At 59.1% G+C, this 23,617-nt stretch carries 19 protein-coding genes; 4 read left to right on the top strand and 15 right to left on the bottom strand.

The features are described 5' to 3' along the window. Nucleotides 1-73 precede the first annotated feature (73 nt). Nucleotides 74-697 (bottom strand): energy transducer TonB, encoded by a 624-nt coding sequence (locus Q6A51_RS13835; RefSeq protein ID WP_201003620.1) that lies wholly within the window; start codon nucleotides 695-697, stop codon nucleotides 74-76. A gap of 96 nt (nucleotides 698-793) precedes the next feature. On the opposite strand from Q6A51_RS13835, the gene Q6A51_RS13830 reads away from it, so the two are divergent. After that, a complete protein-coding gene (locus Q6A51_RS13830) occupies nucleotides 794-1,576 on the top strand; it encodes a class I SAM-dependent methyltransferase (RefSeq protein ID WP_304575024.1) in 783 nt (260 codons plus the stop codon). A 98-nt stretch (nucleotides 1,577-1,674) separates the two neighbouring features. Here Q6A51_RS13830 and Q6A51_RS13825 read toward each other — a convergent pair whose 3' ends face one another. Next, entirely contained in the window at nucleotides 1,675-2,307 is a 633-nt protein-coding gene (locus tag Q6A51_RS13825; protein ID WP_304575023.1) for a TetR/AcrR family transcriptional regulator, read from the bottom strand. A gap of 90 nt (nucleotides 2,308-2,397) precedes the next feature. Here Q6A51_RS13825 and Q6A51_RS13820 point away from each other — a divergent pair, with 90 nt between their 5' ends. Both Q6A51_RS13820 and Q6A51_RS13815 read left to right on the top strand, forming a co-directional pair. Further along, the gene (locus Q6A51_RS13820; protein WP_304575022.1) at nucleotides 2,398-3,498 is read left to right on the top strand and encodes an efflux RND transporter periplasmic adaptor subunit; all 1,101 of its coding nucleotides are present in this window, start codon (nucleotides 2,398-2,400) and stop codon (nucleotides 3,496-3,498) included. A gap of 6 nt (nucleotides 3,499-3,504) precedes the next feature. Continuing rightward, nucleotides 3,505-6,564: an efflux RND transporter permease subunit gene (locus tag Q6A51_RS13815; protein WP_304575021.1), complete on the top strand. Its 3,060-nt coding sequence runs from the start codon at nucleotides 3,505-3,507 to the stop codon at nucleotides 6,562-6,564. A 51-nt stretch (nucleotides 6,565-6,615) separates the two neighbouring features. Here Q6A51_RS13815 and Q6A51_RS13810 read toward each other — a convergent pair whose 3' ends face one another. From Q6A51_RS13810 to Q6A51_RS13785, 6 genes are all read right to left on the bottom strand, one after another. Beyond that, complete coding sequence (locus tag Q6A51_RS13810) at nucleotides 6,616-7,305, bottom strand: DUF4197 domain-containing protein (RefSeq protein ID WP_201017900.1); 690 nt, start codon at nucleotides 7,303-7,305, stop codon at nucleotides 6,616-6,618. Between the two features lie 97 nt (nucleotides 7,306-7,402). Then, the gene (gene plsB, locus Q6A51_RS13805; protein WP_201003608.1) at nucleotides 7,403-9,889 is read right to left on the bottom strand and encodes a glycerol-3-phosphate 1-O-acyltransferase PlsB; all 2,487 of its coding nucleotides are present in this window, start codon (nucleotides 9,887-9,889) and stop codon (nucleotides 7,403-7,405) included. A gap of 279 nt (nucleotides 9,890-10,168) precedes the next feature. Next, entirely contained in the window at nucleotides 10,169-10,546 is a 378-nt protein-coding gene (locus Q6A51_RS13800; RefSeq protein WP_304575020.1) for a hypothetical protein, read from the bottom strand. Between the two features lie 18 nt (nucleotides 10,547-10,564). Next, nucleotides 10,565-11,374, bottom strand: coding sequence for a putative RNA methyltransferase (locus Q6A51_RS13795; protein WP_201003604.1), 810 nt, complete (start codon nucleotides 11,372-11,374; stop codon nucleotides 10,565-10,567). Further along, complete coding sequence (gene dapE / locus Q6A51_RS13790; RefSeq protein ID WP_304575019.1) at nucleotides 11,374-12,525, bottom strand: succinyl-diaminopimelate desuccinylase; 1,152 nt, start codon at nucleotides 12,523-12,525, stop codon at nucleotides 11,374-11,376. Before dapE ends, Q6A51_RS13795 begins: the two co-directional genes overlap by 1 nt. A gap of 124 nt (nucleotides 12,526-12,649) precedes the next feature. Then, the gene (locus Q6A51_RS13785) at nucleotides 12,650-14,083 is read right to left on the bottom strand and encodes a DHA2 family efflux MFS transporter permease subunit (protein WP_304575018.1); all 1,434 of its coding nucleotides are present in this window, start codon (nucleotides 14,081-14,083) and stop codon (nucleotides 12,650-12,652) included. 343 nt (nucleotides 14,084-14,426) lie between these two features. Here Q6A51_RS13785 and tcdA point away from each other — a divergent pair, with 343 nt between their 5' ends. After that, nucleotides 14,427-15,257, top strand: coding sequence for a tRNA cyclic N6-threonylcarbamoyladenosine(37) synthase TcdA (gene tcdA / locus Q6A51_RS13780; RefSeq protein WP_201017897.1), 831 nt, complete (start codon nucleotides 14,427-14,429; stop codon nucleotides 15,255-15,257). On the opposite strand, the gene Q6A51_RS13775 is transcribed toward tcdA, so the two are convergent. From Q6A51_RS13775 to map, 7 genes are all read right to left on the bottom strand, one after another. Then, the gene (locus Q6A51_RS13775) at nucleotides 15,248-15,655 is read right to left on the bottom strand and encodes a SufE family protein (protein ID WP_201017896.1); all 408 of its coding nucleotides are present in this window, start codon (nucleotides 15,653-15,655) and stop codon (nucleotides 15,248-15,250) included. The two genes, tcdA and Q6A51_RS13775, sit on opposite strands and share 10 nt — an antisense overlap. Then, nucleotides 15,652-16,857: an aminotransferase class V-fold PLP-dependent enzyme gene (locus Q6A51_RS13770; RefSeq protein WP_304575017.1), complete on the bottom strand. Its 1,206-nt coding sequence runs from the start codon at nucleotides 16,855-16,857 to the stop codon at nucleotides 15,652-15,654. Before Q6A51_RS13770 ends, Q6A51_RS13775 begins: the two co-directional genes overlap by 4 nt. A 59-nt stretch (nucleotides 16,858-16,916) precedes the next feature. Next, nucleotides 16,917-17,951, bottom strand: a complete 1,035-nt coding sequence (gene dapD, locus Q6A51_RS13765; RefSeq protein WP_304575016.1) for a 2,3,4,5-tetrahydropyridine-2,6-dicarboxylate N-succinyltransferase — start codon at nucleotides 17,949-17,951, stop codon at nucleotides 16,917-16,919. 35 nt (nucleotides 17,952-17,986) lie between these two features. Next, nucleotides 17,987-18,334: an ArsC family reductase gene (locus Q6A51_RS13760; protein WP_201017894.1), complete on the bottom strand. Its 348-nt coding sequence runs from the start codon at nucleotides 18,332-18,334 to the stop codon at nucleotides 17,987-17,989. Between the two features lie 195 nt (nucleotides 18,335-18,529). Next, entirely contained in the window at nucleotides 18,530-19,723 is a 1,194-nt protein-coding gene (dapC, locus tag Q6A51_RS13755; protein WP_304575015.1) for a succinyldiaminopimelate transaminase, read from the bottom strand. 141 nt (nucleotides 19,724-19,864) lie between these two features. Continuing rightward, nucleotides 19,865-22,564, bottom strand: a complete 2,700-nt coding sequence (locus Q6A51_RS13750; RefSeq protein ID WP_304575014.1) for a [protein-PII] uridylyltransferase — start codon at nucleotides 22,562-22,564, stop codon at nucleotides 19,865-19,867. A gap of 63 nt (nucleotides 22,565-22,627) precedes the next feature. After that, entirely contained in the window at nucleotides 22,628-23,410 is a 783-nt protein-coding gene (gene map, locus Q6A51_RS13745; protein ID WP_025258943.1) for a type I methionyl aminopeptidase, read from the bottom strand. Nucleotides 23,411-23,617: the final 207 nt, after the last annotated feature.

Here is a 23,617-nt window from a genome sequence, read left to right as displayed (position 1 = left end):
GAAATGTATCTGCGCTCGGTGATGCTGCGTTAAAAACAGGCTCACCTTCGCTCGAAAACATTTCAAGCAGAGCCTAGGCAGCCATGCGCAGGTTTTGCAGGATCAGCGGACGAGCCCAGCCGTTTTCATAGTCGAACTGGCGCTGTTGAGCCTGGATGGTTTCTTCGTCCAGTGGCAAGGCAGGCTTGTCGGCCAGCTCCCACTCGAATTCGGCAATCGGCAGGTGCAGAGGGCGCGGTTGCGGGCCTGGACCCGGGTTGCCGTTGTAGTTGTAAGGGTTGACCACGGTCGGGCGAACCCAGTTGCTGTCGAATTCCAGGTGGCGTTGCTGTTCGATGATTTCGCTGATGCTGAACGGCTCGGCAGCCGGTGGCAGCAGGTCGAGTTCGAATTCGGCAATCGGCAGGAACAGCGGCTCTGGTGGTTTGACCTGAGTATCGGTGACCGGGCAGGCGCGCTGCTCGACTATCTTGCTCAGGGTGCGTGCGCCAGTGACCGGTTCGCCGGTTTCAACATCGACTTCAATCTTGATCGGCGCTTGCTCAGGCTTGCTGCCATCACCGATCTGTTCTGCCATCGCCCGGGCAAATGCATCCGACCACAACTGCGTGACACCGGTCAGGGTGCGGCTGTTGCTGAGGCTGTAGTCGCCTGCGTGCGACAAGTAGCCGATGGATGATTGAACAATCTCTGACATGGCGATCAGTTCTGGCCTTGGGTCTGGCAAAATGCCCGATACTTGGTTATCGGCAGATTTTGCCGATCATTAACATTTTTTGAGTGTTTGCAGCGAATGAGTGAGCAGCAAGCGGGCAGCCGCATACGGGTCGAAGCCCTGACGGTGAGCGGACAGGATCAGGCATCGCTGTGGGCGCAGCGTCTGAACCTGCCTTTGCAGGACGAACAGGCCGACTTTGCCCTGCAACTGGGCGACAATGGCCTGCAATTGCAGCAGTTGGGCGACGATGCTCCAGGCCCCGTGCGAGTGGATTTTGTCGAGGGCGCGGTGGCCCATCGTCGTCTGTTCGGCGGCGGTAGCGGGCAGATGATCGCCAAGGCCGTCGGTATTCAGCCGGGCGTGCGGCCACGGGTTCTGGATGCCACGGCGGGGCTGGGCAAGGATGCATTCGTGCTGGCCAGTCTCGGCTGCGAAATGAGCCTGATCGAGCGTCAGCCGATCATTGCCGCCTTGCTGGAAGATGGCTTGCTGCGCGGGCGTCATGACGCTGACGTGGGCGGGATCATCGCTCAGATGCGTCTGCTGACCGGCAATTCCATCGAACTGATCCGTGCATGGGAGGGTGAGCCGCCACAGGTGATCTACCTCGATCCGATGTTCCCGCACCGTGAAAAGACCGCGCTGGTGAAAAAGGAAATGCGCCTGTTCCGTCCACTGGTCGGTGATGACATGGACGCGCCAGCCCTGCTGGAAGCCGCCCTTGCCCTGGCGACTCACCGAGTCGTCGTCAAACGCCCACGCAAGGCACCCTGCATCGAAGGTCCCAAACCGGGTTATGCGCTGGATGGTAAGTCCAGCCGTTATGACATTTATCCGAAGAAGGCCCTCAAGAGCTAAATTCCCGCGTGTGTGGGAGCGAATTCATTCGCGAGAGGCCAGTAAATCCAGCGCAGTGTGACCTTCGCGACTGAAGTCGCTCCCACAGTTTTGCAGTGCTAAACCCCATAAGCCCGCATGAACAATTCCACCACTTCCCGAACATGCTGCTCGGCGGTGTCTTCGTCGGGCAGCTCTCCGCAGCCCACCAGCAGACGGAAATGGCATAGCCCTTTGACCAGGGTCAGAAAGTGCTCGGCGGCGGTTTTCGGCGACTGGATGCGCAACCCGCCTGCCTTGTCGATCTGCCTCAGCAGGCTTTCCATCTCGCTGAGAATGCGTTGTGGCCCAGCCTCGAAGAAGATCATCGACAGCTTCGGGTCCTGAGTACCCAGGTTGACCATCAGGCGGTTCAGCTCAAGCGATTCAGGGCTGTTGATCAGCGTCTGGAATGCCCGTGCGATGTTCAGCAGCACCGTTTCGACCGGTAAATCACTGTTCAGATGAAGAAACAGGGCAGGCATCTGTTCTTCGCAGCGGGCGACCACGGCTGCTGAGAACAATGTTTCCTTGTCGGTGAAGTGGCTATAGACCGTGAGTTTGGAGACGCCCGCTTCGGTGGCGATGCTGTCCATGCTGGTATTGGCATAGCCATGGCGCACGAAAAGGTCTTTCGCGGCTTCCAGAATGGCTTTGCGTTTTTCCAGGTTTTTGGGGCGACCTGGACCTGCGTTTAACGAAGTGTTTGGCATATGTTGAAATAATGAACTGGAGAGTTTGAAATATTTTAATATACTCGCCGGTACAATTATTCCAAGCCCTATTGTGCAAAGGTCCACATCATGTTCCGCGATGCTTTGTCTCTTGTCGTGCCTTTTTGTCTGTTGTCGCTGCTGACAGCATGTGGTCAGGAAGTGGCTGCGCCTGTCGTGGTGCGCCCCGCAATGGTGGTGCAGCCATTGCTTTCCTCGCAATCGGTGGACAGTTATCCCGGTGAGGTGAGGGCTCGTTTCGAGCCTGAGCTGGCGTTTCGTATTGGCGGCAAGGTCAGCAAGCGTCTGGTCGAGGTGGGGCAACGGGTCAAGGCCAATCAGCCGTTGGCCGAACTGGATGCTGAAGACGTTCGCCTGCAACTGGAAGCGACCCGTGCTCAGGTGGGCGCCGCAGAAGCCAACCTGAATCTGGTACGTTCCGAGCGTGATCGCTACAAGACCCTGCTGGATCGGCAGATGGTCAGCCGCTCGCAGTACGACAACGCGGAAAACCTTTATCGTTCCGGCGAAGCCCGACTCAAGCAGATCAAGGCTGAATTGACCGTCGCTGATAACCAGACCAGCTACACCGTTTTGCGTGCCTCTCAGGATGGCGTCATCGCCGCACGTTCGGTGGAAGTCGGGCAGGTGGTTGCAGCAGGCCAGACAGTCTTTACCCTGGCGGCAGATGGTGAGCGGGAAGTCCTGATCAGCCTGCCGGAACAGAACTTTGCCCGTTTCAAGGTTGGCCAGCCGGTTTCAGTCGAACTGTGGACTCTGCGCGATCAGCGTTTTGCCGGTCGCATTCGTGAGCTTTCACCGGCAGCCGATCCGCGTTCACGTACCTTTGCCGCCCGCATTGCCTTTGCCACCAGGCAGATTCCGGCCGAGCTTGGCCAGAGTGCTCGAGTGTTTATTGCCGCCGAGCAAGCGGTCCCGCTGGCTGTGCCACTTTCGGCCGTCACTTCGGAAAATGGCGTCAGTTACGTCTGGCGGGTAAATCCTGACAGTACCCTCAAGCGTACCCCTGTGCAGCTTGGGCCGTATGGGCAGGAGTCGGTGCCAGTGCTCGAAGGCCTGAAAGAAACCGACTGGATAGTTGCCGCCGGTGTGCATGTGCTGCGTGAAGGCGAGCAGATCCGCCCGGTAGACCGCAGCAACCGTGCGGTAAAAATGGCTGCCAAGGAGTAGGCGCGGATGAATTTCAATCTTTCCGAATGGGCGCTGCGCCACCGCCAGGTCGTCCTGTATCTGATGATCGTGCTGGCTGTGGTCGGTGCGCTTTCCTACACCAAGCTTGGGCAAAGCGAAGATCCTCCTTTCACGTTCAAGGCCATGGTCATTCGTACCCTGTGGCCGGGAGCCAGTGCGGAGGAAGTGGCTCGACAGGTAACCGATAAAATCGAAAAGAAGCTGATGGAAACCGGCGAGTACGAGCGGATTTCTTCGTTCTCGCGTCCTGGCGAGTCGACCGTGACGTTCATGGCTCGCGACTCGATCTTTTCTTCGGCGTTGCCCGAACTTTGGTATCAGTTGCGCAAGAAGATCGGCGATATTCGGCAAACCTTGCCTGAAGGCGTGCAGGGGCCGTTTTTCAACGATGAGTTCGGCACGACCTTCGGCAGTATCTATGCACTGACCGGCAAAGGCTTCGACTACGCCGTGCTCAAGGATTATGCCGAACGCATTCAGATCCGTTTGCAGCGGGTCAAGGACGTCGGCAAGGTTGAGCTGATCGGCTTGCAGGACGAGAAAATCTGGATCGAGCTGTCGAACATCAAGCTGGCCACGCTGGGCCTGCCCATGCAGACCGTGCAGCAGGCCCTTGAGGCGCAGAATGCGGTGTCGTCTGCGAGCTTCTTTGAAACCCCGGCCGAGCGTATTCAGTTGCGGGTCAGCGGGCGTTTCCAGTCGGTTGATGAAATTCGCAACTTCCCGATTCGGGTCGGGGATCGCACGTTGCGTATCAGCGATCTGGCCGAAGTGCATCGCGGCTTCAACGATCCGCCGGCACCGCGCATGCGCTTCATGGATGAGGATGCAATCGGCCTGGCCGTGGCCATGAAGGATGGTGGCGATATTCTGGTGCTGGGCCGTGCGCTGGAAGGCGAGTTTGCCCGTCTGCAGAACAACCTGCCCGCGGGCATGCAGTTGCGCAAGGTATCCGATCAGCCCGCGGCGGTAAAAACCGGTGTCGGTGAGTTCGTTCAGGTACTGGCCGAGGCGCTGGTCATTGTCTTGCTGGTGAGCTTTTTCTCTCTGGGGATGCGTACCGGCATGGTGGTCGCCCTGGCGATTCCACTGGTTCTGGCCATGACCTTCGCCACCATGTATTACCTGGGGATCGGCCTGCACAAGATTTCCCTTGGCGCTCTGGTGCTGGCGCTGGGTTTGCTGGTGGATGACGCGATCATTGCTGTGGAAATGATGGCGATAAAAATGGAGCAGGGCTACGACCGGCTCAAGGCGGCCAGCTTCGCCTGGACCAGCACGGCGTTCCCGATGCTGACCGGCACCCTGATTACTGCGGCCGGTTTCCTGCCTATTGCCACTGCACTGTCGAGTACCGGCGAATATACCCGTTCGATCTTTCAGGTCGTGACCATTGCCCTGATCGCTTCCTGGATTGTCGCGGTGATGTTTGTGCCTTATCTGGGCGACCGCTTGCTGCCGGATCTGGCGAAGATTCATGCGGCCAAGCATGGCACGAATGCTCCCGATCCTTACGCAACACCCATGTACAAGCGTGTGCGTGCGCTGGTGGGGTGGTGCGTAGAGCGGCGCAAGACGGTGATTGTCGCGACCGTTGCCCTGTTCGTCCTGTCGGTGGTGATGTTCCGCTTCGTTCCGCAGCAGTTCTTCCCGGCATCGGGACGTCTTGAATTGATGGTTGATCTGAAACTGACGGAAGGTGCGTCTCTGCACAATACGGCCGAGCAGGTGAATCGACTGGAACAGATGCTCAAGGATCATCCGGGGATCGATAACTACGTGGCTTACGTGGGTACCGGTTCGCCGCGTTTCTATCTGCCGCTGGATCAGCAACTGCCCGCTCCGAGTTTTGCCCAGATCGTGGTGCTGGCCAAAAGCATCGAGGATCGTGAAGCCTTGCGCAGTTGGCTGATTACCAGCCTCAACGAGCAATTCCCCACCTTGCGTTCACGGGTGACGCGCCTGGAAAACGGCCCGCCCGTGGGGTACCCGGTGCAGTTCCGGGTGACGGGCGAGCATATCGAGGTGGTTCGGGCTCTGGCTCGTCAGGTCCGGGAGAAAGTGAGGGAGAACCCGCATGTCTCCAATGTCCATCTGGACTGGGAGGAGCCCAGCAAGGTCGTGCATTTGAATATCGATCAGGACCGGGCGAGGGCGCTGGGCGTTACCACGGCGGATCTTTCATCCTTCCTGCGGCATTCGCTTACCGGCTCCAGCGTCAGCCAGTTCCGCGAGGACGATGAGCTGATCGAAATCCTGCTGCGCGGCACTCGTAACGAGCGTGAGCAACTGGGTTCACTGTCGAGCCTGGCGGTGCCCACGCAAAGTGGAGCCAGCGTCGCGCTGTCGCAGGTTGCAACACTGGAATATGGTTTTGAAGAGGGCGTCATCTGGCACCGCAACCGTTTGCCCAGTGTGACCGTACGTGCCGATATCTATGGCAAGGAACAGCCTGCGACACTGGTCCAGCAGATCCTGCCGACCCTTGAGCCGGTACGTGCTGAACTGCCGGATGGTTATCTGCTGGAAGTGGGCGGCACCGTTGAGGATTCGGCTCGCGGGCAGAACTCGGTGAATGCCGGTGTGCCGCTGTTCATCGTGGTCGTGCTGACCTTGCTGATGATCCAGTTGCGCAGCTTTTCACGCATGTTCATGGTGTTCGTGACGGCGCCTCTGGGCCTGATCGGCGTGACGCTGTTCCTGCTGATCTTCAATCAGCCGTTCGGTTTCGTCGCCATGCTGGGCACCATCGCCCTGTCCGGGATGATCATGCGCAACTCGGTGATTCTGGTGGACCAGATCGAGCAGGATATCGCCGGTGGGCAGGATCAATGGCACGCCATCATTGAGGCCACGGTACGCCGTTTCCGCCCGATCGTGCTGACTGCACTGGCCGCCGTCCTGGCCATGATCCCGCTGTCACGCAGCCTGTTCTTCGGCCCGATGGCGGTCGCGATCATGGGCGGCCTGATTGTCGCTACTGCGCTGACCTTGCTGTTCCTGCCAGCGCTTTATGCGGCGTGGTTCAGGGTAAAACGACCGTAGGAGCCAATTCATTCGCGAAACCATTCGCGGATGAATCCGCTCCTACTCGGTTTAGAGCGCTCCAAACACCTTCTTCGCCAATCCGGTCGCTGCGGCAGCCGGGTTGGCGCGGATGCTTTCTTCCTGTCTGGCGATCATCTCGAACAGGCCGTTGAGCGCTTGTTCAGTTACATAGCCTTCAATATTGGAGCTTTTCGCGTCCAGAACGCCCAGGGTTGCTGCCTGGCTGGCAAAGGCGTTGTATTTCTGTGCCAGACCTACCTTGTCGGTGGCTTGCTTGACGATAGGCAGGAACTTGGCGCGGATCTGCTCACGGCTGCTGCTGTTCAGGTACTGGGTGGCCGAGTCCTTGCCGCCACTGAGGATCGACTTGGCATCGGCCACGCTCATTTTCTTGACGGCATCCACCAGCAGGGCCTGAGCCTGAGGCACAGCGGCTTCGGCGGCCTGGTTCATGCTGGCTTCCAGTTGATCGACCTGGGCGCCCATGCCGAACTGTTTCATCTTTTTCGCGACCTTGCCCAGATTGCCCGGCAACTCGATGCGCACTTCCTGGTTATTGCTGAAACCGCCGGGAACGCCCAGTTGTTTGACCGCGACTTGCGCGCCTTGAGTCAGTGCATCCTTGAGCCCGCCTGTGGCATCCGATTGCGACAGGTCGCCAAGAGACAGGGCAAACACGTTAGCCGACAGCAGCAGGCCTGCACACAGGCCGGCAAAGGTAAACGATGGGCGAAGCATGGCAGCATCCTTATTTTGTAGAGTCTTGGAAGTCGCGCTGACACGACCGTCAGCGCGACCCTGAATTGAGGTTATCAGGGAACCGGAAAAACGTGGCTCAATCTGCGGCAGGCGTTTCTTCGATCTCGTTATGCAGCGCCACCTGTCGAATCGACAGGCGAATCTCTGCCGGCAGTACACGCTTGGCTGCACCCTCCGCCAGCTCACCGAGCAGCGGGTGATGGCTCAACTTGCCAGCGCTGTCCTTGCGCAGCACGCCGAGGTCGAGCAAGGTCTGGATGAAGTGCCGGAACAGGCTCTTGTCGAAGAACTCCGGCGCATTGAGGCCATGCAGGATCGACAGCCGCTGAGCCATGACCGTACACAGGTCTTCCAGCTCTTCTGCGCTGAGCGTGTTCTGGCCGCTGTTGAGCAGCAACGAGATGGCCATGTAGAAACGCTGCAAGGTCTGGGCGATGGCCCTGGACAGCAGCGTCAGTTGCACAAACTCCCTGGAACTGGGTTCCGGGCGTACGAAGGCATCGTTCTTGAAGCGCAGCAGGCCTTGCTCGACGAATGCGGCCAGCCACTGGTCGACGATTTCATCCAGCTCTTCCAGCGTCCAGCGAATGAACAGCTCCGATTGCAGATACGGATACAGCGCACGGGTGTAGCGCAGGATCTGCTCACGGCTCATGCGCGACGAACTCTGGAAGAAGCTTGCCAGCAGCGAGGGCAGGGCGAAGATATGCAGCACGTTGTTGCGGTAGTAGGTCATCAAGACCGCGTTCTGTTCGTTCAGATACAGAATCTTGCCCAGCGCATCCTTTTGCTCGGCCAGCAGATCCATGCCTTTGACATGCTCGATCAGCGCCCGGCCATCGCCCTCTGGCAATGTGGTGTGCGGTGAGTACGGTACTTTTCGCAGCAGTGTCAGGTACAGATCCAGCACCCGCTCCATGGCCTGATCGTCCAGCGCCAGCCGCTGGGTGGAGAGCAATGCTACGGCCACCAGATTCACCGGGTTGACGGCGGCAGCTTCGTTCAGGTGCTGAGCCACACGCTCGCCCAGGCGATTGGTGGTTTCATTGAGCCACGCCGGACGGAACTGCGGTCCCAGCTCCTGCTCACGCCAGTCGGGTTGTTCGTTATCGAGGAACTGCGCCAGCTTGATCGGCTCGCCAAAGTTCACCGACACCTGCCCGAAACGCTGCTTGAGGGCGCCGATCACCTTGAAGATATCGAAGATCGACTCTTTCTTCTTGCTGGCACCGCGCAATTCGCCCAGGTAGGTACGACCTTCGAGCACCCGCTCATAGCCGATATACACCGGGACGAACACGATGGGCATGCGCGAGTTGCGCAGGAAACTGCGCAGGGTAATGGCGAGCATGCCGGTCTTGGGTTGCAGCATGCGCCCGGTACGCGAACGGCCACCTTCGACGAAGTACTCGACCGGGAAACCCTTGGTGAACAGGGTATGCAGGTATTCGTTGAAAACGGCGGTATACAGCGGGTTGCCCTTGAAGGTGCGACGCATGAAGAACGCGCCGCCGCGCCGTAGCAAGCCACCGATCACTGGCATGTTCAGGTTGATGCCAGCCGCAATGTGCGGCGGAGTCAGGCCGTTGCGAAACAGCAGATAGGACAGCAGCAGGTAATCGATGTGGCTGCGGTGGCACGGGACATAAATCACTTCATGGCCGGGCGCGACGTTCTGTACGCCTTCGATATGACTGACCTTGATACCGTCGTAGATCTTGTTCCAGAACCAGCTCAGCACCACTTCCAGAAAACGGATGGCCGAATAGGTGTAGTCCGAGGCGATTTCGTTGCCATAACGCAGAGCCTGCTCCCGGGCCTTTTCGTGAGTGATCTTCTCGCGCTCGGCCTCTTCCACGATGGCCTGCTGGACCATCGGTTCGTCCAGCAGCCCTTTGACCAGATTGCGGCGGTGCGAAACGTCGGGGCCGATCACCGCGCTTTTCAGGTTGCGAAAGCGGACACGCAACAAGCGCTGGCTCATGCGCAGGGTGAGTTCAGGGCTCTTGTTCTCGTTGATCAGATCACGCAGGTGGATGGGGTCTGAAAACTGTACGCGGGTCTTGCGGCCCAGAATCAGGATGCTGACCAGGCGGCGCAGACGCCCGGTAACCGCCCAACTGTCAGCGAACAGCAGTTTCCACGCACTGGATTCATGGTCCGGCGATTGTCCCCAGAACACACTGACCGGAATGATCTGAGCATCTTCGGCGGGGTTGCGGCTGACCGCCTCAAGCAGTCGCTCCAGCGTGGGCGGCGCACCGCGCTTGTCCTGGCGACCCAGCCAGTCCGGCTCGGGCGTCAGATAAAAGAACGCAGCGGGCTCCATCAGATTGCCCACCGGTACAGGCAGGACCGGGCGCGGCAAGCCTGCCTTGCGGCATTCGGTATCGATGACTGCCAGGTCGCTCAGTGAAGGCGATTGCAGTACATAGAACACCGGACGGCTACGATCCAGATTGAGCGTGAAGGACGACTGGTTGATGGTTTCCGAGCGAACCCAGAGATACAGCAACCGGCGCAGAGTGCCGAATACAAGACGACGGAACGGGGAACGGGTCATACGGCTTCTGCTGAGTGGGATGTAGGGGCGAGCGCCCGATGGGCGTCAGTGTGCCGTATCTGCCCGGTATCGGCAAAGCGGCCGATAGCGGTGGCAAGTGAGCCTGATGCTGATCGGTTACGGCATATATGTCATGAAGTGGGAGGGGCCTTGGCCGCGACGACCCCAATTGACAGGCAACACATTTTTAGCGCCTTCAAACTGGCTGTCGCGGCCAAGGTCCCCCACGGATTGCGGCCCAATCACTCGATATCGATATCTTGTGCTTGCTGTATGTCTTTACGAAGTGCGCCAGGTAATCTCTTCTTCCCCATCGGCGCTGATGCGAATCCAGCGGTCGGCGGCATCGTCGCTTTCTTCTTCGACCCAGGTCCCCGGCGCGCAGCGTACTTCGACATTGAGTTCAGCGAAGGCGGCGCGGGCGCAGGCGATATCGTCCTCCCACGGGGTCTGGTCGCTTTCCAGGTACAGGCTGTTCCATTTGCCGACAGCCTTTGGCAGCCAGGTGACCGGAACATTGCCGGCCTTGCATTTCCAGGTCTGGCCTTTCTGGGTCCAGTCGCTGCAAGGACCGAGTGCGGCCCCGAGCCATTGGGCGATGGCCTTGTGATCGACGTCTTCGTCTTTCAGGTAAATCTCGATATCGGGTTGGCGCATGGGGGCCTCGTTTGAATGCTACTGCAGCACGAAATAATCGTAGCGCATGGATACGGTGACCTTGAAAGGTCCTGGGTGCTCGATGACCGCTGTGCGACGCTCGGCGCTGGCACGCCATCCGTGAGGCGTCATGGCCAGCAGGTCGGCGCGTGACTGCCCGTCGATCAGCTTCAGGGTGTAGCGCAAGGTTTCGCTGTGTTGTAGCTGCATGCCTTCCGGCACAAGGGCCAGATGCTTGTCGTCAGCGTAATCGCGCACTTCATCGTAGAGTCGCTGGCGCAGTTCCATCAGGTGCTCGTTGGTCGGGCCGACGCGCATCAGGCCGCCACCGGGCGTCAGCAGGCGCTTGGCTTCTTTCCAGTCCAGCGGGCTGAAGACGCTGGCCAGAAACTGACAGCTGGCGTCCGGCAATGGCACGCGGGCCATGCTGGCGACCATCCAGGTCAGCTTCGGGTTGCGACGGCAGGCACGCTTGACCGCTTCGCGGGAAATATCCAGCGCATAGCCATCGGCGTGAGGCAGGGCTTCGGCGATCTGCGCGGTGTAGTAACCCTCACCACAACCGATGTCCAGCCAGTGAGCCGGGGCGCGCTCGGCAGCCAGTTCGGCCAGACGCTGCGCCACCGGTGCGTAATGCCCGGCATTCAGGAAGTCACGCCGGGCCTCGACCATGGCCTGGTTGTCTCCAGGATCACGGCTGTTCTTGTGCTGCACGGGCAACAGGTTCAGATAGCCCTGACGCGCACGGTCGAAGCGATGATTGGCTGGGCAGACCACGCCATTGTCGGCGGCGCCCAGAGGCGCCGAACAGATCGGGCAGGTCAGCATCAGGCGAGCAACTTGACCATGGTCTGGTAGTAGATCTCGGTCAAGACATCGAGATCGCTGGCCAGGATGCGTTCGTTGACCTGATGGATAGTCGCATTGACCGGCCCCAGTTCAACCACTTGAGTGCCCAGGGTCGCGATGAAACGGCCATCCGAAGTGCCGCCACTGGTGGAAGCCTTGGTTTCGCGCCCGGTGACCTGCTTGATGCTGGCCGAAACCGCATCCAGCAATGCGCCGGGTCCGGTGAGGAATGGCAGACCCGACAGCGCCCAGTCCACGTGCCAGTCCAGACCGTGCTTGTCGAGGATTGCGGCGACACGTTGCTGCAAGCCTTCGACAGTGGATTCGGTCGAGAAGCGGAAGTTGAACACAGCCACCAGATCACCGGGGATCACGTTGGTCGCGCCCGTACCGGAATTGAGGTTGGATATCTGGAAGCTGGTCGGCGGGAAGAACGCATTGCCATCGTCCCAGTGCTCGGCAGCCAGTTCGGCCAGTGCCGGGGCAGCCAGATGAATCGGGTTTTTAGCCAGATGCGGATAGGCCACATGGCCCTGGACACCGCGTACGGTCAGTTTGGCGCCCAGCGAGCCGCGACGACCGTTTTTCACCACGTCGCCCACCAGTGTTGTACTCGATGGCTCGCCGACGATGCACCAGTCCAGACGCTCTTTACGGGCAGCAAGACGTTCAACGACAGCCTTGGTGCCATGGTGCGCCGGGCCTTCTTCATCGCTGGTGATCAGGAATGCCACCGAACCCTTGTGATTCGGGTAATCGCTGACGAAACGCTCGGACGCCACCAGCATTGCAGCCAGACTGCCTTTCATGTCAGCAGCACCACGGCCGCAGAGCATGCCGTGTTCGTCGATCAGCGCATCGAACGGATCGTTCTGCCAGGCCTGGACAGGGCCGGTCGGCACCACGTCGGTGTGGCCGGCGAAACACAGCACCGGACCTTTGCTGGTGCCATGTGTTGCCCAGAAGTTGTCGACGTCTTCGATGCGCATGGGCTCCAGCTTGAAGCCCGCATCGCCCAGACGTTGCATCATCACGGTCTGGCAATCGGCATCGACCGGAGTGACCGATGGACGGCGAATCAGGTCGCAGGCGAGTTGAAGCGTGGGCGAAAGGTCGGCTGGGGCCGTCATGAACTGAACTCCGGTAGCAAGGCTATGGGCGCGAAAAGGCGGATATCTTAAAGCAAAACGAAGTTAAACGGCGTTCATGACTGCCGTTCGATACCCGGGCCTTCAATCAGCGTCATCGTCGCCATTACTTGCGCAGGAATACTGCGCCGGTTACTGAGGCCAGAAGAGACAGCAGGCCACCCAGCAGGAAGGCCGCGCCATAACCGCCACTCAAGGCTTCCAGTGCTGTGTAACCGGCTTCTGCGAGTCGTTCGTTATAGTACGAAGCCAGGCTGCTGATAATGGCCAGACCCACTGCGCCTCCGAGCATGAAAGAGGTATTGACGATCCCCGAGGCGATACCTTCTTCGCCGGGTTTTGCATCGCCCATGGCGACAACCAGTATGGGGTTGAAGCCCATCCCTGCGCCCACGCCGATCAGCAGCATGCCCGGCAGGATATCAAGCAGGAAGTTACCGGCGGCAGGTGCCTTGGCCAGCAGGAAAAGGCCTGCGGCAGCGAGCGCGAGCCCAAGGACCAGCGGCAGTTTTACCCCGTAGCGAATGATGAGCCTGGAAGACAGGAGTAATGAGCACAGCGCCATCACCAGATTGGCCGGAAGAAACGCCAGCCCGACCTCAAGAGGTGAGTAATCCAGTACTTGTTGAAGATACAGGGCACAAAGAAAAAACCAGGCAAACATGGAAGTTGCCCAAAGTACGCCAATGAAATTGGATGTTGTCAGATTCCTTGAGCGGAAAAGTCGTACAGGGATCAAAGGAGCTTTCGTACGAAGTTCTATAACGATAAACAGAATGAAAAGTAGTGCCGAAGTGGCAAGTTGGCTAAGTGTGCTCGTAGAACGCCAACCGATATGATTGCCATTCATGATTGCGTAAACGGCCAGCATCAACGCTGCAATTATCGTGATTGCTCCCGCTATATCGAGAGCGCCTTTTTCCGTTGCTTCGGCATGTGGAAGCAAGCGCCTGCTCAACGCGAGGACAAGAACACCTGTCGGCAGATTGATCAGGAAAATCGAATACCACTCATAGAGGTTGGTCAGGACGCCACCCAGCAACACTCCGATACTGCCGCCACCGGTACACACGAAGCTGTAGGCTGCAATGGCTTTTGCACGTTCAGTCGGGTCCGTGAACAGGCGGATGATAAGCGACAGCGCTGTTGCGGTGAGCAGTGCGCCGCCAAAGCCTTGAAATGCGCGGGCTGCGATGAGTGTTTCTTGAGTCGTCGCGATACCGCAGGCCAGTGATGCGATGGTAAACAGGCTGGTCCCCCAGATAAAAACCGCTCGTTGCCCATACAGATCGCCAAGGCGGCCGCCCAGCAGCAGAAACCCGCCAAAGGTCAATAGATACACATTGATGACCCATGCCAATGAGGCATCGTCAAAGCCCAGGTCCAGTTTGATGGACGGGAGTGCCACGTTCACGATCGTTGTATCCAGCACGATCATAAGAGTTGCCAGACAGATAACGGTTAATGCTTGCCAGCGTTTTTCGTGAAAGGCAACTTGTTCCTGAGGTGAGTCAAGTGGGCTGGTGTTGAGAGTGCTCATGAACATGCATCCGTTTTGTCATTTTTCTGATTGCACAGATATGGTTTTTTTGAAACGTCAGAATATAGAGTTCATCTGGTCAGTGTGTTGTTGTGCTGATCCTGATTTATAAACAAAATAATTCGCTTGGTGGATGTATATATTTAGTTGTGGTGGGTTGTTTCGAGTTGATGGGCGCGCTTTCCTGATCGATATGTCCATGGCCTTTTGCATGTTTGCTGCGGCCTTTTTTATCTTCTTGTTCAGTGCTCCGTAGGCAGTGATTGCCAGTCAGGCGATGAGAAGGGTGCCGAGCCTCTGCCAAACCTCTTATAATGCGCGCCGGTTTTTCGGGGTAATTGAGATGAGCACAGAAGATCCACGGTTCGCAGGCATCGCCCGTCTGTACGGCGTTGAGGGGCTGGAACGCTTGCGCGCAGCCCATGTGGCCGTGGTCGGTATCGGCGGCGTGGGTTCCTGGGCGGCCGAGGCCATGGCTCGCTGCGGTGTAGGCGAGATTTCCCTGTTCGATATGGACGACGTCTGTGTCAGCAACAGCAATCGTCAGTTGCATGCGCTGGACAGCACGGTGGGCCGGCCCAAGGTCGAGGTCATGGCTGAGCGGATAAAGGCGATCAACCCGGCGTGTGTCGTGCATGCGGTCAGCGATTTCGTGACCCGTGACACCATGGCGGATTACATCACCCCGGATCTGGACTTCGTGATCGACTGCATCGACAGCGTCAACGCCAAGGCCGCGCTGATTTCATGGTGCAAGCGGCGCAAGATCCAGATCGTGACCACCGGTGGTGCTGGTGGGCAGATTGACCCAACCCAGATTCAGATCGGTGACCTGAACCGCACCTTCAACGATCCGCTGGCCTCCAAGGTACGCTCGACTCTGCGCCGCGAATACGGTTTCTCCCGCACTCCGAACCGTCACTACAGCGTGCCCTGTGTGTTTTCCAGCGAGCAACTGCGCTATCCCAAGCCTGATGGCAGCATCTGCTTGCAGAAGCGTTTCGTGGGGGATGGCGTCAAACTCGACTGCGCGGGAGGTTTCGGTGCGGTGATGATGGTGACGGCGACCTTCGGCATGGTCGCGGCCACCCGGGCTATCGACAAGCTGGTGGCCGGAACACGGCGTCCTTCCGAGCGTGCAAAACCGGTTTCGGCTCCGCTGCCTCAGGCGTGAGCCAGTTGCCGCATCTTGTGCAGCACGGCGTTCAGGCCGTTGCTGCGCGAAGGTGACAACTGGCGACTCAGGCCCAGTTGATTGAACCAGTCGGGCAGGTCCACCTCCAGCAGTTCCTGCTCCGAGAGGCCGTTGACCCGCTCCAGCAGCAGCGCCACCAGACCGCGAATCAACCGTGCATCACTGGCGGCCCGAAACTGCCAGCGTCCATCGCTGACAGTGCCCAGTAGCCAGACCTTGCTTTCACAGCCCTGCACCAGATGCTCTTCGGATCTTTCGTCTTCGCTCAGGGCGGGCAGCCGGTCGCCCCATTGCATCAGCAGGCGAGCGCGTTGCTCCCAGCCTTGAAGCTGGCTGAAGGTGTCCAGTGCCGTTTGCGCGCCTGTGGTCAGAGTCATCGCAGCAACTCCAGCGCCTGATCCAGAGCACTGAAAAAGCGCAGCAGGTCATCCGAGTCGTTGTACAGGCCAAGTGATACACGGATTGCGCCTGACAGACCAAGGTTCTTGAGCAGTGGCATCGCACAATGATGGCCTGCGCGTACGGCAATGCCCTGTTCAGTCAGCAGATGAGCCAGATCGGCGTTATGTATGCCATCGACTACGAAGCTGACCAGCGCCAGTTCCGGCGAACCCAGCACGCGAATGCCGTCACGCTGTTGCAGGCCTTCCAGCAGGCGTTGATGCAACCGGGCTTCATGTTCGGCCACGGCCTGCTGATCCAGACTGTCCAGATAATCCAGGGTCGCACCCAGGCCGATCACGCTGGCAATCGGCGGCGTACCGGCCTCGAAACCCAGGGGCGCGGAGCGGAAACGGGCCCGGTGGTAATCGGCGTCCAGTACCATTTCACCGCCGTATTGCCAGTGTTTCAGGCGTGGCAGTGCTGCGTTGCTGGCATACAGCACGCCGAGCCCGTCGGGGCCATAGAGCTTGTGGCTGGAAAATACATAGAAATCGCAACCCAGTGCCTGCACATCATGTCGGCCATGGACCACGCCCTGGGCGCCATCCACTACCGTCAATGCGCCTTGTTCTCTGGCCAGCTCAAGCAGGCGTGGCAATGGCTGCCAGGCGCCGAGTACGTTGGAGAGCTGACTGACTGCCAGCAAGCGAGTGCGCGGGCCGATCAGCGTAGTGGCCGCATTCAGGTCGATCAGGCCATTGCTGTCGAGTGGCAGGACCACCAGTTTCAGGTCGCGGCGCTGGGCCAGTTGCTGCCAGGGCAGCAGGTTGGCGTGGTGTTCCAGTGCGCTGATAACGATTTCGTCGCCTGCGGCAAACTCCTGCTCCAGGCCGTAAGCCAGCAGGTTGAGCGCCGAGGTTGCGCCGTGGGTGAAAATGATCTGGCCGGATTCACTGGCGTTCAGCCAGTGGGCAATCTTGTTGCGGCTGTCCTCGAACGCCTGGGTGGCGTGGGCACCGGGTAAATGCTGCGCACGATGCACATTGGCGGCACCGTTTGCGTAGTAATGGGTCAGGGCATCGATCAATGCCTGGGGTTTTTGCGTGGTTGCAGCGCTGTCCAGATACGTCTGGCCCTGGCGCTGAAGGGCGTCGATGGCAGGGAAGTCAGCGCGCCATGGAGAAATGAGGGGCATTGTTCATCCAGCTCGATGGAGCGGGTACAGGATGTGAAACCCTGTACCCGGACACGGCATCAGTTATGAGCGTGCAGTGCTTCGTTCAGCTCGATGGCCGACTTGTGGGTCTTGCATTCCACTGCGCCGGTCTGCGAGTTGCGACGGAACAGCAGATCGGTCTGACCTGCCAGGTCGCGAGCCTTGACGACTTTGACCAGCTCGTTGTTTTCATCGAGCAGAGCGACTTTGGTACCGGCAGTGATGTACAGGCCGGCTTCGACGGTGTTGCGGTCGCCCAAAGGAATGCCGATACCGGCGTTGGCGCCGATCAGGCAGCCTTCGCCGACCTTGATGACGATGTTGCCGCCACCGGACAGGGTGCCCATGGTGGAGCAGCCGCCGCCGAGGTCCGAGCCCTTGCCGACGAAGACGCCTGCCGAAACACGGCCTTCGATCATGCCCGGACCTTCGGTGCCGCCGTTGAAGTTGACGAAACCTTCGTGCATCACGGTAGTGCCTTCGCCCACGTAGGCGCCCAGGCGAACACGTGCGCTGTCAGCGATACGCACGCCGCTCGGCACTACGTAGTCGGTCATTTTCGGGAACTTGTCCACCGAGAAGACTTCCAGCAGCTCGCCTTTCAGGCGTGCTTCGAGTTGACGCTCGGCCAGCTCGGCCAGATCCACGGCACCCTGGCTGGTCCATGCAACGTTTGGCAGCAGCGGGAAGATACCGGCCAGATTCAGACCGTGTGGCTTGGCCAGACGATGGGACAGCAGGTGCAGCTTGAGGTAGGCCTCAGGCGTTGAAGTCAGGGGCGCGTCTTCTGCCAGCAGAGTGGCGACCAGCGGCTTGTGGCTTTCAGCCAGACGAGTCAGCAGGGCAGCTTGAGCGGCATCGATGGACTTGACCGCATCGGCCAGTTTCGAGGCCTGGTCGGTGTTGAACGCAATGGCCTGGTTGCCAGCGCTGTAGCCCAGAACCGGAGCGATAGCGGCAATCAGTTCAGCCGACGGGTTGATCAACGGCTGGGCGTAAAAGACTTCCAGCCACGCGCCTTGACGGTTTTGAGTGCCGACACCGAAGGCCAGGCTGAACAGGGTAGTAGACATGCAAATTCCTCTTGCCAATTAAAGGGCCATCTCAATCAGGCGATGGCCGTTGCATACAGGTCGGGTTTGAAACCAATCAGGGTTTTATCGCCAAGATCCAGCACCGGGCGCTTGATCATCGACGGCTGCGCGAGCATCAGTTCGATTGCCTTTGCCTGATCGAGATCGGCCTTCTGTCCGTCATCGAGCTTGCGAAAGGTCGTCCCCGCGCGGTTCAACACCACTTGCCAGCCATGTTCATCGCACCACTGCGTCAGGTGCTCACGGTCAATGCCAAGTGTCTTGTAATCATGAAACTCGTAGCTCACGGTATGTTCATCGAGCCAGGTACGAGCTTTTTTCATCGTGTCGCAGGCTTTGATGCCGTATAGAGTGTAAGTCATTGTTTTACCCTAGAGTCACCGGGTTTCCCCTGATGCCCCACTATCTTCCCGGAGTTCAGCCAGCGATTATGCCACGCCCAAACGTACTGTGCCCGGCCGGGCTGTGTTGAGAGCAGTCTGGTCGAGAGCGTTCTATAAGCTGTTTCTGAAATGATCTTGTTCCATGGCACGTTGCGTGCCATGGAATCGCAACACTCAGCGCGTGATGAAGGCGCGAATCCGCTCGGCGGCCTCAATGCACTCGGCAAGCGGTGCAACCAGCGCCAGACGTACGCGGCCAGCGCCCGGGTTGATGCCATTGGCTTCGCGGGACAGGTAGGAACCCGGCACTACTGTTACATGCTGATCGACGAACAGGTCGCGGCAGAACCCGGCGTCATCCTTGCCCACGTTCGGCCAGAGGTAGAAGCCGCCATCCGGGCGTTGCACATCCAGCACCGGTGCCAGAATCTCCAGGACCGCATCGAATTTTTCGCGATACAGCTCGCGGTTGGCGCGTACGTGCTCTTCGTCATTCCAGGCCGCGATACTGGCCAGTTGGGTTTGAACCGGCATGGCACAGCCGTGGTAGGTGCGGTACAGCAGGAAGGCCTTGAGAATGTCGGCGTCGCCCGCCACAAAACCTGAGCGCAGGCCCGGCAGGTTGGAGCGTTTGGACAGGCTGTGGAAGACCACGCAACGCTTGAAGTCCTGGCGGCCCAGTTCGGCGCAGGCTGTGAGCAGGCCAGGCGGAGGTGTCTGCTCGTCGAAGTACAGCTCGCTGTAGCATTCGTCCGCCGCGATCACGAAATCGTACTCGTCGGCCAGGGCAATCAGCTTTTTCAGGGTCGGCAGTGGAATCAGCGCGCCGGTCGGGTTGCCGGGCGAGCAGAGGAACAGGATCTGGCAGCGTTTCCAGATATCCGGCGTGACAGCATCGAAGTCAGGGTTGAAACCGTTTTCGCTCAGGCATGGCAGGTAGTGCGGTTGAGCGCCGGCCAGGAACGCCGCGCCTTCATAGATCTGATAGAAGGGGTTGGGGCTGACCACCAGGCCATCGTCGCTACGATTGACCACGGTCTGGGTGAAGGCAAACAGCGCTTCGCGGGTGCCGTTGACCGGCAAGACGTTGCGCGCCGGGTCGATCCAGCCTTCAGGCACATTGAAACGGCGGTTGCACCAGCCGGCAATGGCTTCGCGAAGGGCCGGGATGCCCAGCGTTGTTGGATATACCGCCATTTGGTCGAGGTTGTCGGCCAGGGCCTTGGCGACGAACTCGGGTGAACGATGCTTCGGCTCGCCGATGGACAGGGCTATGGGGCGCTTGTCCGGGTTGGGCGTTACGCTGCCGAGCAGAGCGCGAAGCTTCTCGAACGGGTAAGGCTGAAGCTGTTGCATGGCGTTATTCATGGTGCTGGGTTCTCAATGGCTGGGCACCGGTTAAGGTGCCGTTGAGTCGATTCTTCAGGCTCTGTACGAAATGTATCTGCGCTCGGTGATACTGCGTTGAAAACAGGCTCACCTTCGCTCGAAAACATTTCGTACAGACCCCTAGATATTGATCCGCAAATTGCCGCCTGGCTCTGAGTTGAGGCTCAATTGCTTGGCGATGGCTTCCTGCAGACGGCTGCACAGCTGGGGGTCGGAGAGCGGTTGATTGTTGGCATCGGTAATGAAGAACACGTCTTCCACGCGCTCGCCCAGGGTCGCGATCTTGGCGTTCTGCAAGGACAGATCGAACTCCAGGAAAATCTTGCCGATACGTGCCAGCAATCCAGGGCGGTCCGGCGCCAGCAGTTCCAGTACGGTCACCGGGCGTTGTGCATCGTTATGGATCGTCACCTGGGGCGCAAAGGAGAAATGCTTGAGCTGGCGCGGTACGCGACGCTTGATGATGGTCGGGTAGTTGTCCGGGTTGCGCAAGGCTTCGGTCAGGCCATCACGGATCTGCCGGGTTCTCTCGGGATTGTCGCCAATGGCGCCGCCATCGTTGTCCAGCACGATATAGGTGTCGAGGGTGAACTTGCTGCTGGACGTAATGATGCGGGCGTCATGAATGTTCAGGTTCAACTGGTCCATCGCAGCCACGGTCACGGCGAAGAAATCATGCTGGTCCGGGGCATAGATGAAGATCTGGGTGCCACCCTCGAATTCTCGCTGCGTGGTTTCCTTTATAAGGACCAGCGGGCCGCCATCGGCAGGTTGCTGAAGGATGGCATCGCTGTGCCATGCCACGTCGCCAGCGGTATGGCGCAGGAAGTAATCATCACCCAGCGCGGACCAGAGCTGTTCCACATCGTCCGGGTCGACGCCGTTGCGCACCAGGATATCCAGTGCGGCAATCTGTGTGCGGCGAATCTGCTCTTCGCGATCGACCGGGTTTTCCAGGCCGCGGCGCAAGGCCCGCTTGGTTTCGGTGTACAGCTGGCGCAACAGGCTCGCACGCCAGGAGTTCCAGAGCGTCGGGTTGGTCGCATTGATGTCGGCGACAGTCAGCACATAGAGGTAATCGAGGTGGACTTCGTCGCCGACGAACTGCGCGAAGTCATGGATGACCTGCGGGTCGGACAGGTCCTTGCGCTGTGCGGTGGTCGACATCACCAGATGGTGGCTGACCAGCCACTGGATCAGGTGCGTATCCCATTTTGGCAGATGATGGCGCACACCGAAGGCCTGGGCGTCCACGGCGCCGAGTTCGGAGTGGTCTCCGCCGCGCCCCTTGCCGATGTCGTGATACAGGCCGGCCAGATAGGCCAGTTCCGGTTTGGGCAGGCGTGCCATGAGCTTGCTGGCCAGCGGGAATTTTTCGGCCACATCGGCGTATTGCAGCCTGCGCATGTGCTTGATCAGGTTCAGCGTGTGCGCATCCACCGTATAGATGTGGAACAGGTCATGTTGCATCTGCCCGACGATATGGCCGAATTCGGGCAGGTACAGGCCCAGAATGCCGTAGCGGTTCATCCTGCGCAGGTTGCGGTGAATGCCTATTTCACACTTGAACAGTTCGATGAACAGGCTGGTATTGCGGATGTCGTTGCGGAAATCATCGTTGATCAGGTGCCGGTGTTCGCGCAGCAGGCGAATGGTATCGGCACGCACGCCCTTGATCTCCGGGTGCTGGGCCATCAGCACGAAAATCTCGATCATGGCGAACGGGGTGCGTTTGAACACGTTCGGGTTAGTGGCTTCGATATAACCGTCATGCAACTGGAAGCGCGAATTGATCGGTTGTGTGCTGCTGCCATCATCCTGAGCGAGGATGACCTCTTCAAAATGCTGGATGATCAGGTCGCTCAGCTCGGCGATGCTCATGACCACCCGGTAGTACTTCTGCATGAAGCGTTCTATGGCCAGCTTCGCATCGCTGTCCTGATAACCCAGCAGGCTGGCGATACGGCTCTGGTAATCGAACAGCAGCCGGTCTTCGGAGCGTCCGGCCAGCATGTGCAGGGCGTAGCGTACTTTCCAGAGAAACTCCTGGGAGGAGGCCAGCAGATTGTTCTCGCTTTCCAGCAGGAAGCCTTCGCCCGCCAGGGCGTGCAGGTTCAGGGTGCCGTATTGACGGCGGGCTACCCAGAGGATGGTCTGGATATCGCGCAGGCCGCCGGGTGAGCCTTTGACGTTGGGCTCAAGGTTGTATTCGGTGTCGTTGTACTTGTGATGCCGGGTCTTCTGCTCGGCGCGCTTGGCCAGGAAGAAGTCCTTGCTCGGCCACATATGCTGAGTGCTGGTGACTTCCAGCATGCGCTGGCGCAGACGTTCCGGGCCTGCGATGGTGCGGCTTTCCATCAGGTTGGTGATGACGGTCAGGTCGGCCAGGCCTTCCTGCGCGCATTCATCGACAGAGCGCACGCTTTGCCCGACTTCAAGGCCGATGTCCCACAGCAGCGTCAGAAAACGTTCTATGGATTCGCGGAAGACCTCGTGATCGGCGCTGTCCAGCAGGACCAGCAGATCGATATCCGAATAAGGGTGCAGTTCGCCGCGACCGTAGCCGCCGACGGCCAGCAGGGCAATGTCGGCGTCTTCGCTCCAGTCGAACTGATCCCAGGCCTGTTGCAGGATGTTATCCACGAACCAGGCCCGATCCTCGATGAGGCGGCGTATATTCCGGCCTTCGCGAAAGCGCTCGTCGAGCACGTCACGAGCGTTGCGGATGGCTTTCTTGAAGGCGGCGATAGGGCTTGCCTTCAAGGCCAGTTCGGCCTGGAACTGGCCGCGGTCGAACAAATCGGGATCCACCTGCGGCATGGAACAGCTTTCCTTTATCTCTAAATCTGACTGTGCGGGCTTGTGTCGGGCGAGCAGGCCTTGTCAGGCTGATGTTCGCGCGATGGTATCGTCGCTGCGCAGGGTGAAAATCTCATAGCCGTCAGCGGTTACCAGAATCGTGTGCTCCCATTGTGCCGAGAGTTTGCGATCCTTGGTAATGGCGGTCCAGCCGTCGCCGAGAATCTTGGTGTCGGCGCGACCCTGGTTGATCATCGGCTCGATGGTGAAGGTCATGCCCTCAAGCAGTTCGATACCGGTGCCAGCCTCACCATAATGCAGTACCTGCGGTTCTTCGTGAAAGACCTTGCCGATCCCGTGGCCGCAGAATTCACGAACGACGGAAAAACCGTTCTTCTCGGCGTGCTTCTGGATGACTGAGCCGATATCCCCGAGGCGCGTGCCCGGACGGACGATCTCGATGGCCTTGTACAGGCATTCCTGGGTGATCTTCGACAGGCGCTCGGCCCACTCGGGGACCTTGCCGACATGGAACATCTTGCTGGTGTCGCCGTGATAACCGTCCTTGATGACGGTGATGTCGATATTCAGGGTGTCGCCATTCTTGAGCTGCTTCTCGCCGGGAATGCCGTGGCAGACGACATGGTTGATCGAGGTGCAGATCGACTTGGGAAAGCCTTTATAGTTGAGCGGCGCCGGAATCGCCTGTTGCTCGTTGACGATGTAGTCGTGGCAGATGCGGTCCAGCTCTTCGGTGGTGACACCGGGCTTGACGTGGGGGGTGATCATTTCCAGTACTTCGGCGGCCAGGCGACCGGCGATGCGCATCTTTTCGATGTCTTCGGGAGTTTTGAGGGTCACGGTCATGCGAATTTCTCTCTGCGTGGTTGCACGCGGCCAATGCGGAAAGGGACGATTCTATCAGACACAGGCTCATGACTAGCGCTTCCTTCTATAAAGGAAATGCGGGGGAATCTGTCTGTTTTCAAAAGGATGGAGAAACAAGCGTGTGATTCGGGTTTCACTGGCTTTCCTTTTGTGATATAAAATGCGCCGCTTTCCAAGGTCCGCCCT

Source organism: Pseudomonas serbiensis (genome assembly GCF_030580745.1).
Lineage (GTDB): Bacteria > Pseudomonadota > Gammaproteobacteria > Pseudomonadales > Pseudomonadaceae > Aquipseudomonas > Aquipseudomonas serbiensis.
The sequence above is the reverse complement of the archived record's forward strand: the minus strand, read 5'-3'. Positions and strand labels throughout refer to the sequence as shown.

Excerpts from the sequence above, each read along its gene's own strand:
- dapC (WP_304575015.1), bottom strand. The coding sequence starts at position 19,723 with ATGAATAACGCCATGCAACAGCTTCAGCCTTACCCGTTCGAGAAGCTT.
- Q6A51_RS13820 (WP_304575022.1), top strand. The coding sequence starts at position 2,398 with ATGTTCCGCGATGCTTTGTCTCTTGTCGTGCCTTTTTGTCTGTTGTCG.
- Q6A51_RS13830 (WP_304575024.1), top strand. The coding sequence starts at position 794 with ATGAGTGAGCAGCAAGCGGGCAGCCGCATACGGGTCGAAGCCCTGACG.
- Q6A51_RS13815 (WP_304575021.1), top strand. The coding sequence starts at position 3,505 with ATGAATTTCAATCTTTCCGAATGGGCGCTGCGCCACCGCCAGGTCGTC.
- tcdA (WP_201017897.1), top strand. The coding sequence starts at position 14,427 with ATGAGCACAGAAGATCCACGGTTCGCAGGCATCGCCCGTCTGTACGGC.
- Q6A51_RS13825 (WP_304575023.1), bottom strand. The coding sequence starts at position 2,307 with ATGCCAAACACTTCGTTAAACGCAGGTCCAGGTCGCCCCAAAAACCTG.
- Q6A51_RS13785 (WP_304575018.1), bottom strand. The coding sequence starts at position 14,083 with ATGAGCACTCTCAACACCAGCCCACTTGACTCACCTCAGGAACAAGTT.
- Q6A51_RS13795 (WP_201003604.1), bottom strand. The coding sequence starts at position 11,374 with ATGCTGACCTGCCCGATCTGTTCGGCGCCTCTGGGCGCCGCCGACAAT.
- dapD (WP_304575016.1), bottom strand. The coding sequence starts at position 17,951 with ATGTCTACTACCCTGTTCAGCCTGGCCTTCGGTGTCGGCACTCAAAAC.
- Q6A51_RS13800 (WP_304575020.1), bottom strand. The coding sequence starts at position 10,546 with ATGCGCCAACCCGATATCGAGATTTACCTGAAAGACGAAGACGTCGAT.
- dapE (WP_304575019.1), bottom strand. The coding sequence starts at position 12,525 with ATGACGGCCCCAGCCGACCTTTCGCCCACGCTTCAACTCGCCTGCGAC.
- Q6A51_RS13810 (WP_201017900.1), bottom strand. The coding sequence starts at position 7,305 with ATGCTTCGCCCATCGTTTACCTTTGCCGGCCTGTGTGCAGGCCTGCTG.
- map (WP_025258943.1), bottom strand. The coding sequence starts at position 23,410 with ATGACCGTGACCCTCAAAACTCCCGAAGACATCGAAAAGATGCGCATC.
- Q6A51_RS13770 (WP_304575017.1), bottom strand. The coding sequence starts at position 16,857 with ATGCCCCTCATTTCTCCATGGCGCGCTGACTTCCCTGCCATCGACGCC.
- Q6A51_RS13750 (WP_304575014.1), bottom strand. The coding sequence starts at position 22,564 with ATGCCGCAGGTGGATCCCGATTTGTTCGACCGCGGCCAGTTCCAGGCC.
- Q6A51_RS13775 (WP_201017896.1), bottom strand. The coding sequence starts at position 15,655 with ATGACTCTGACCACAGGCGCGCAAACGGCACTGGACACCTTCAGCCAG.
- Q6A51_RS13760 (WP_201017894.1), bottom strand. The coding sequence starts at position 18,334 with ATGACTTACACTCTATACGGCATCAAAGCCTGCGACACGATGAAAAAA.
- plsB (WP_201003608.1), bottom strand. The coding sequence starts at position 9,889 with ATGACCCGTTCCCCGTTCCGTCGTCTTGTATTCGGCACTCTGCGCCGG.
- Q6A51_RS13835 (WP_201003620.1), bottom strand. The coding sequence starts at position 697 with ATGTCAGAGATTGTTCAATCATCCATCGGCTACTTGTCGCACGCAGGC.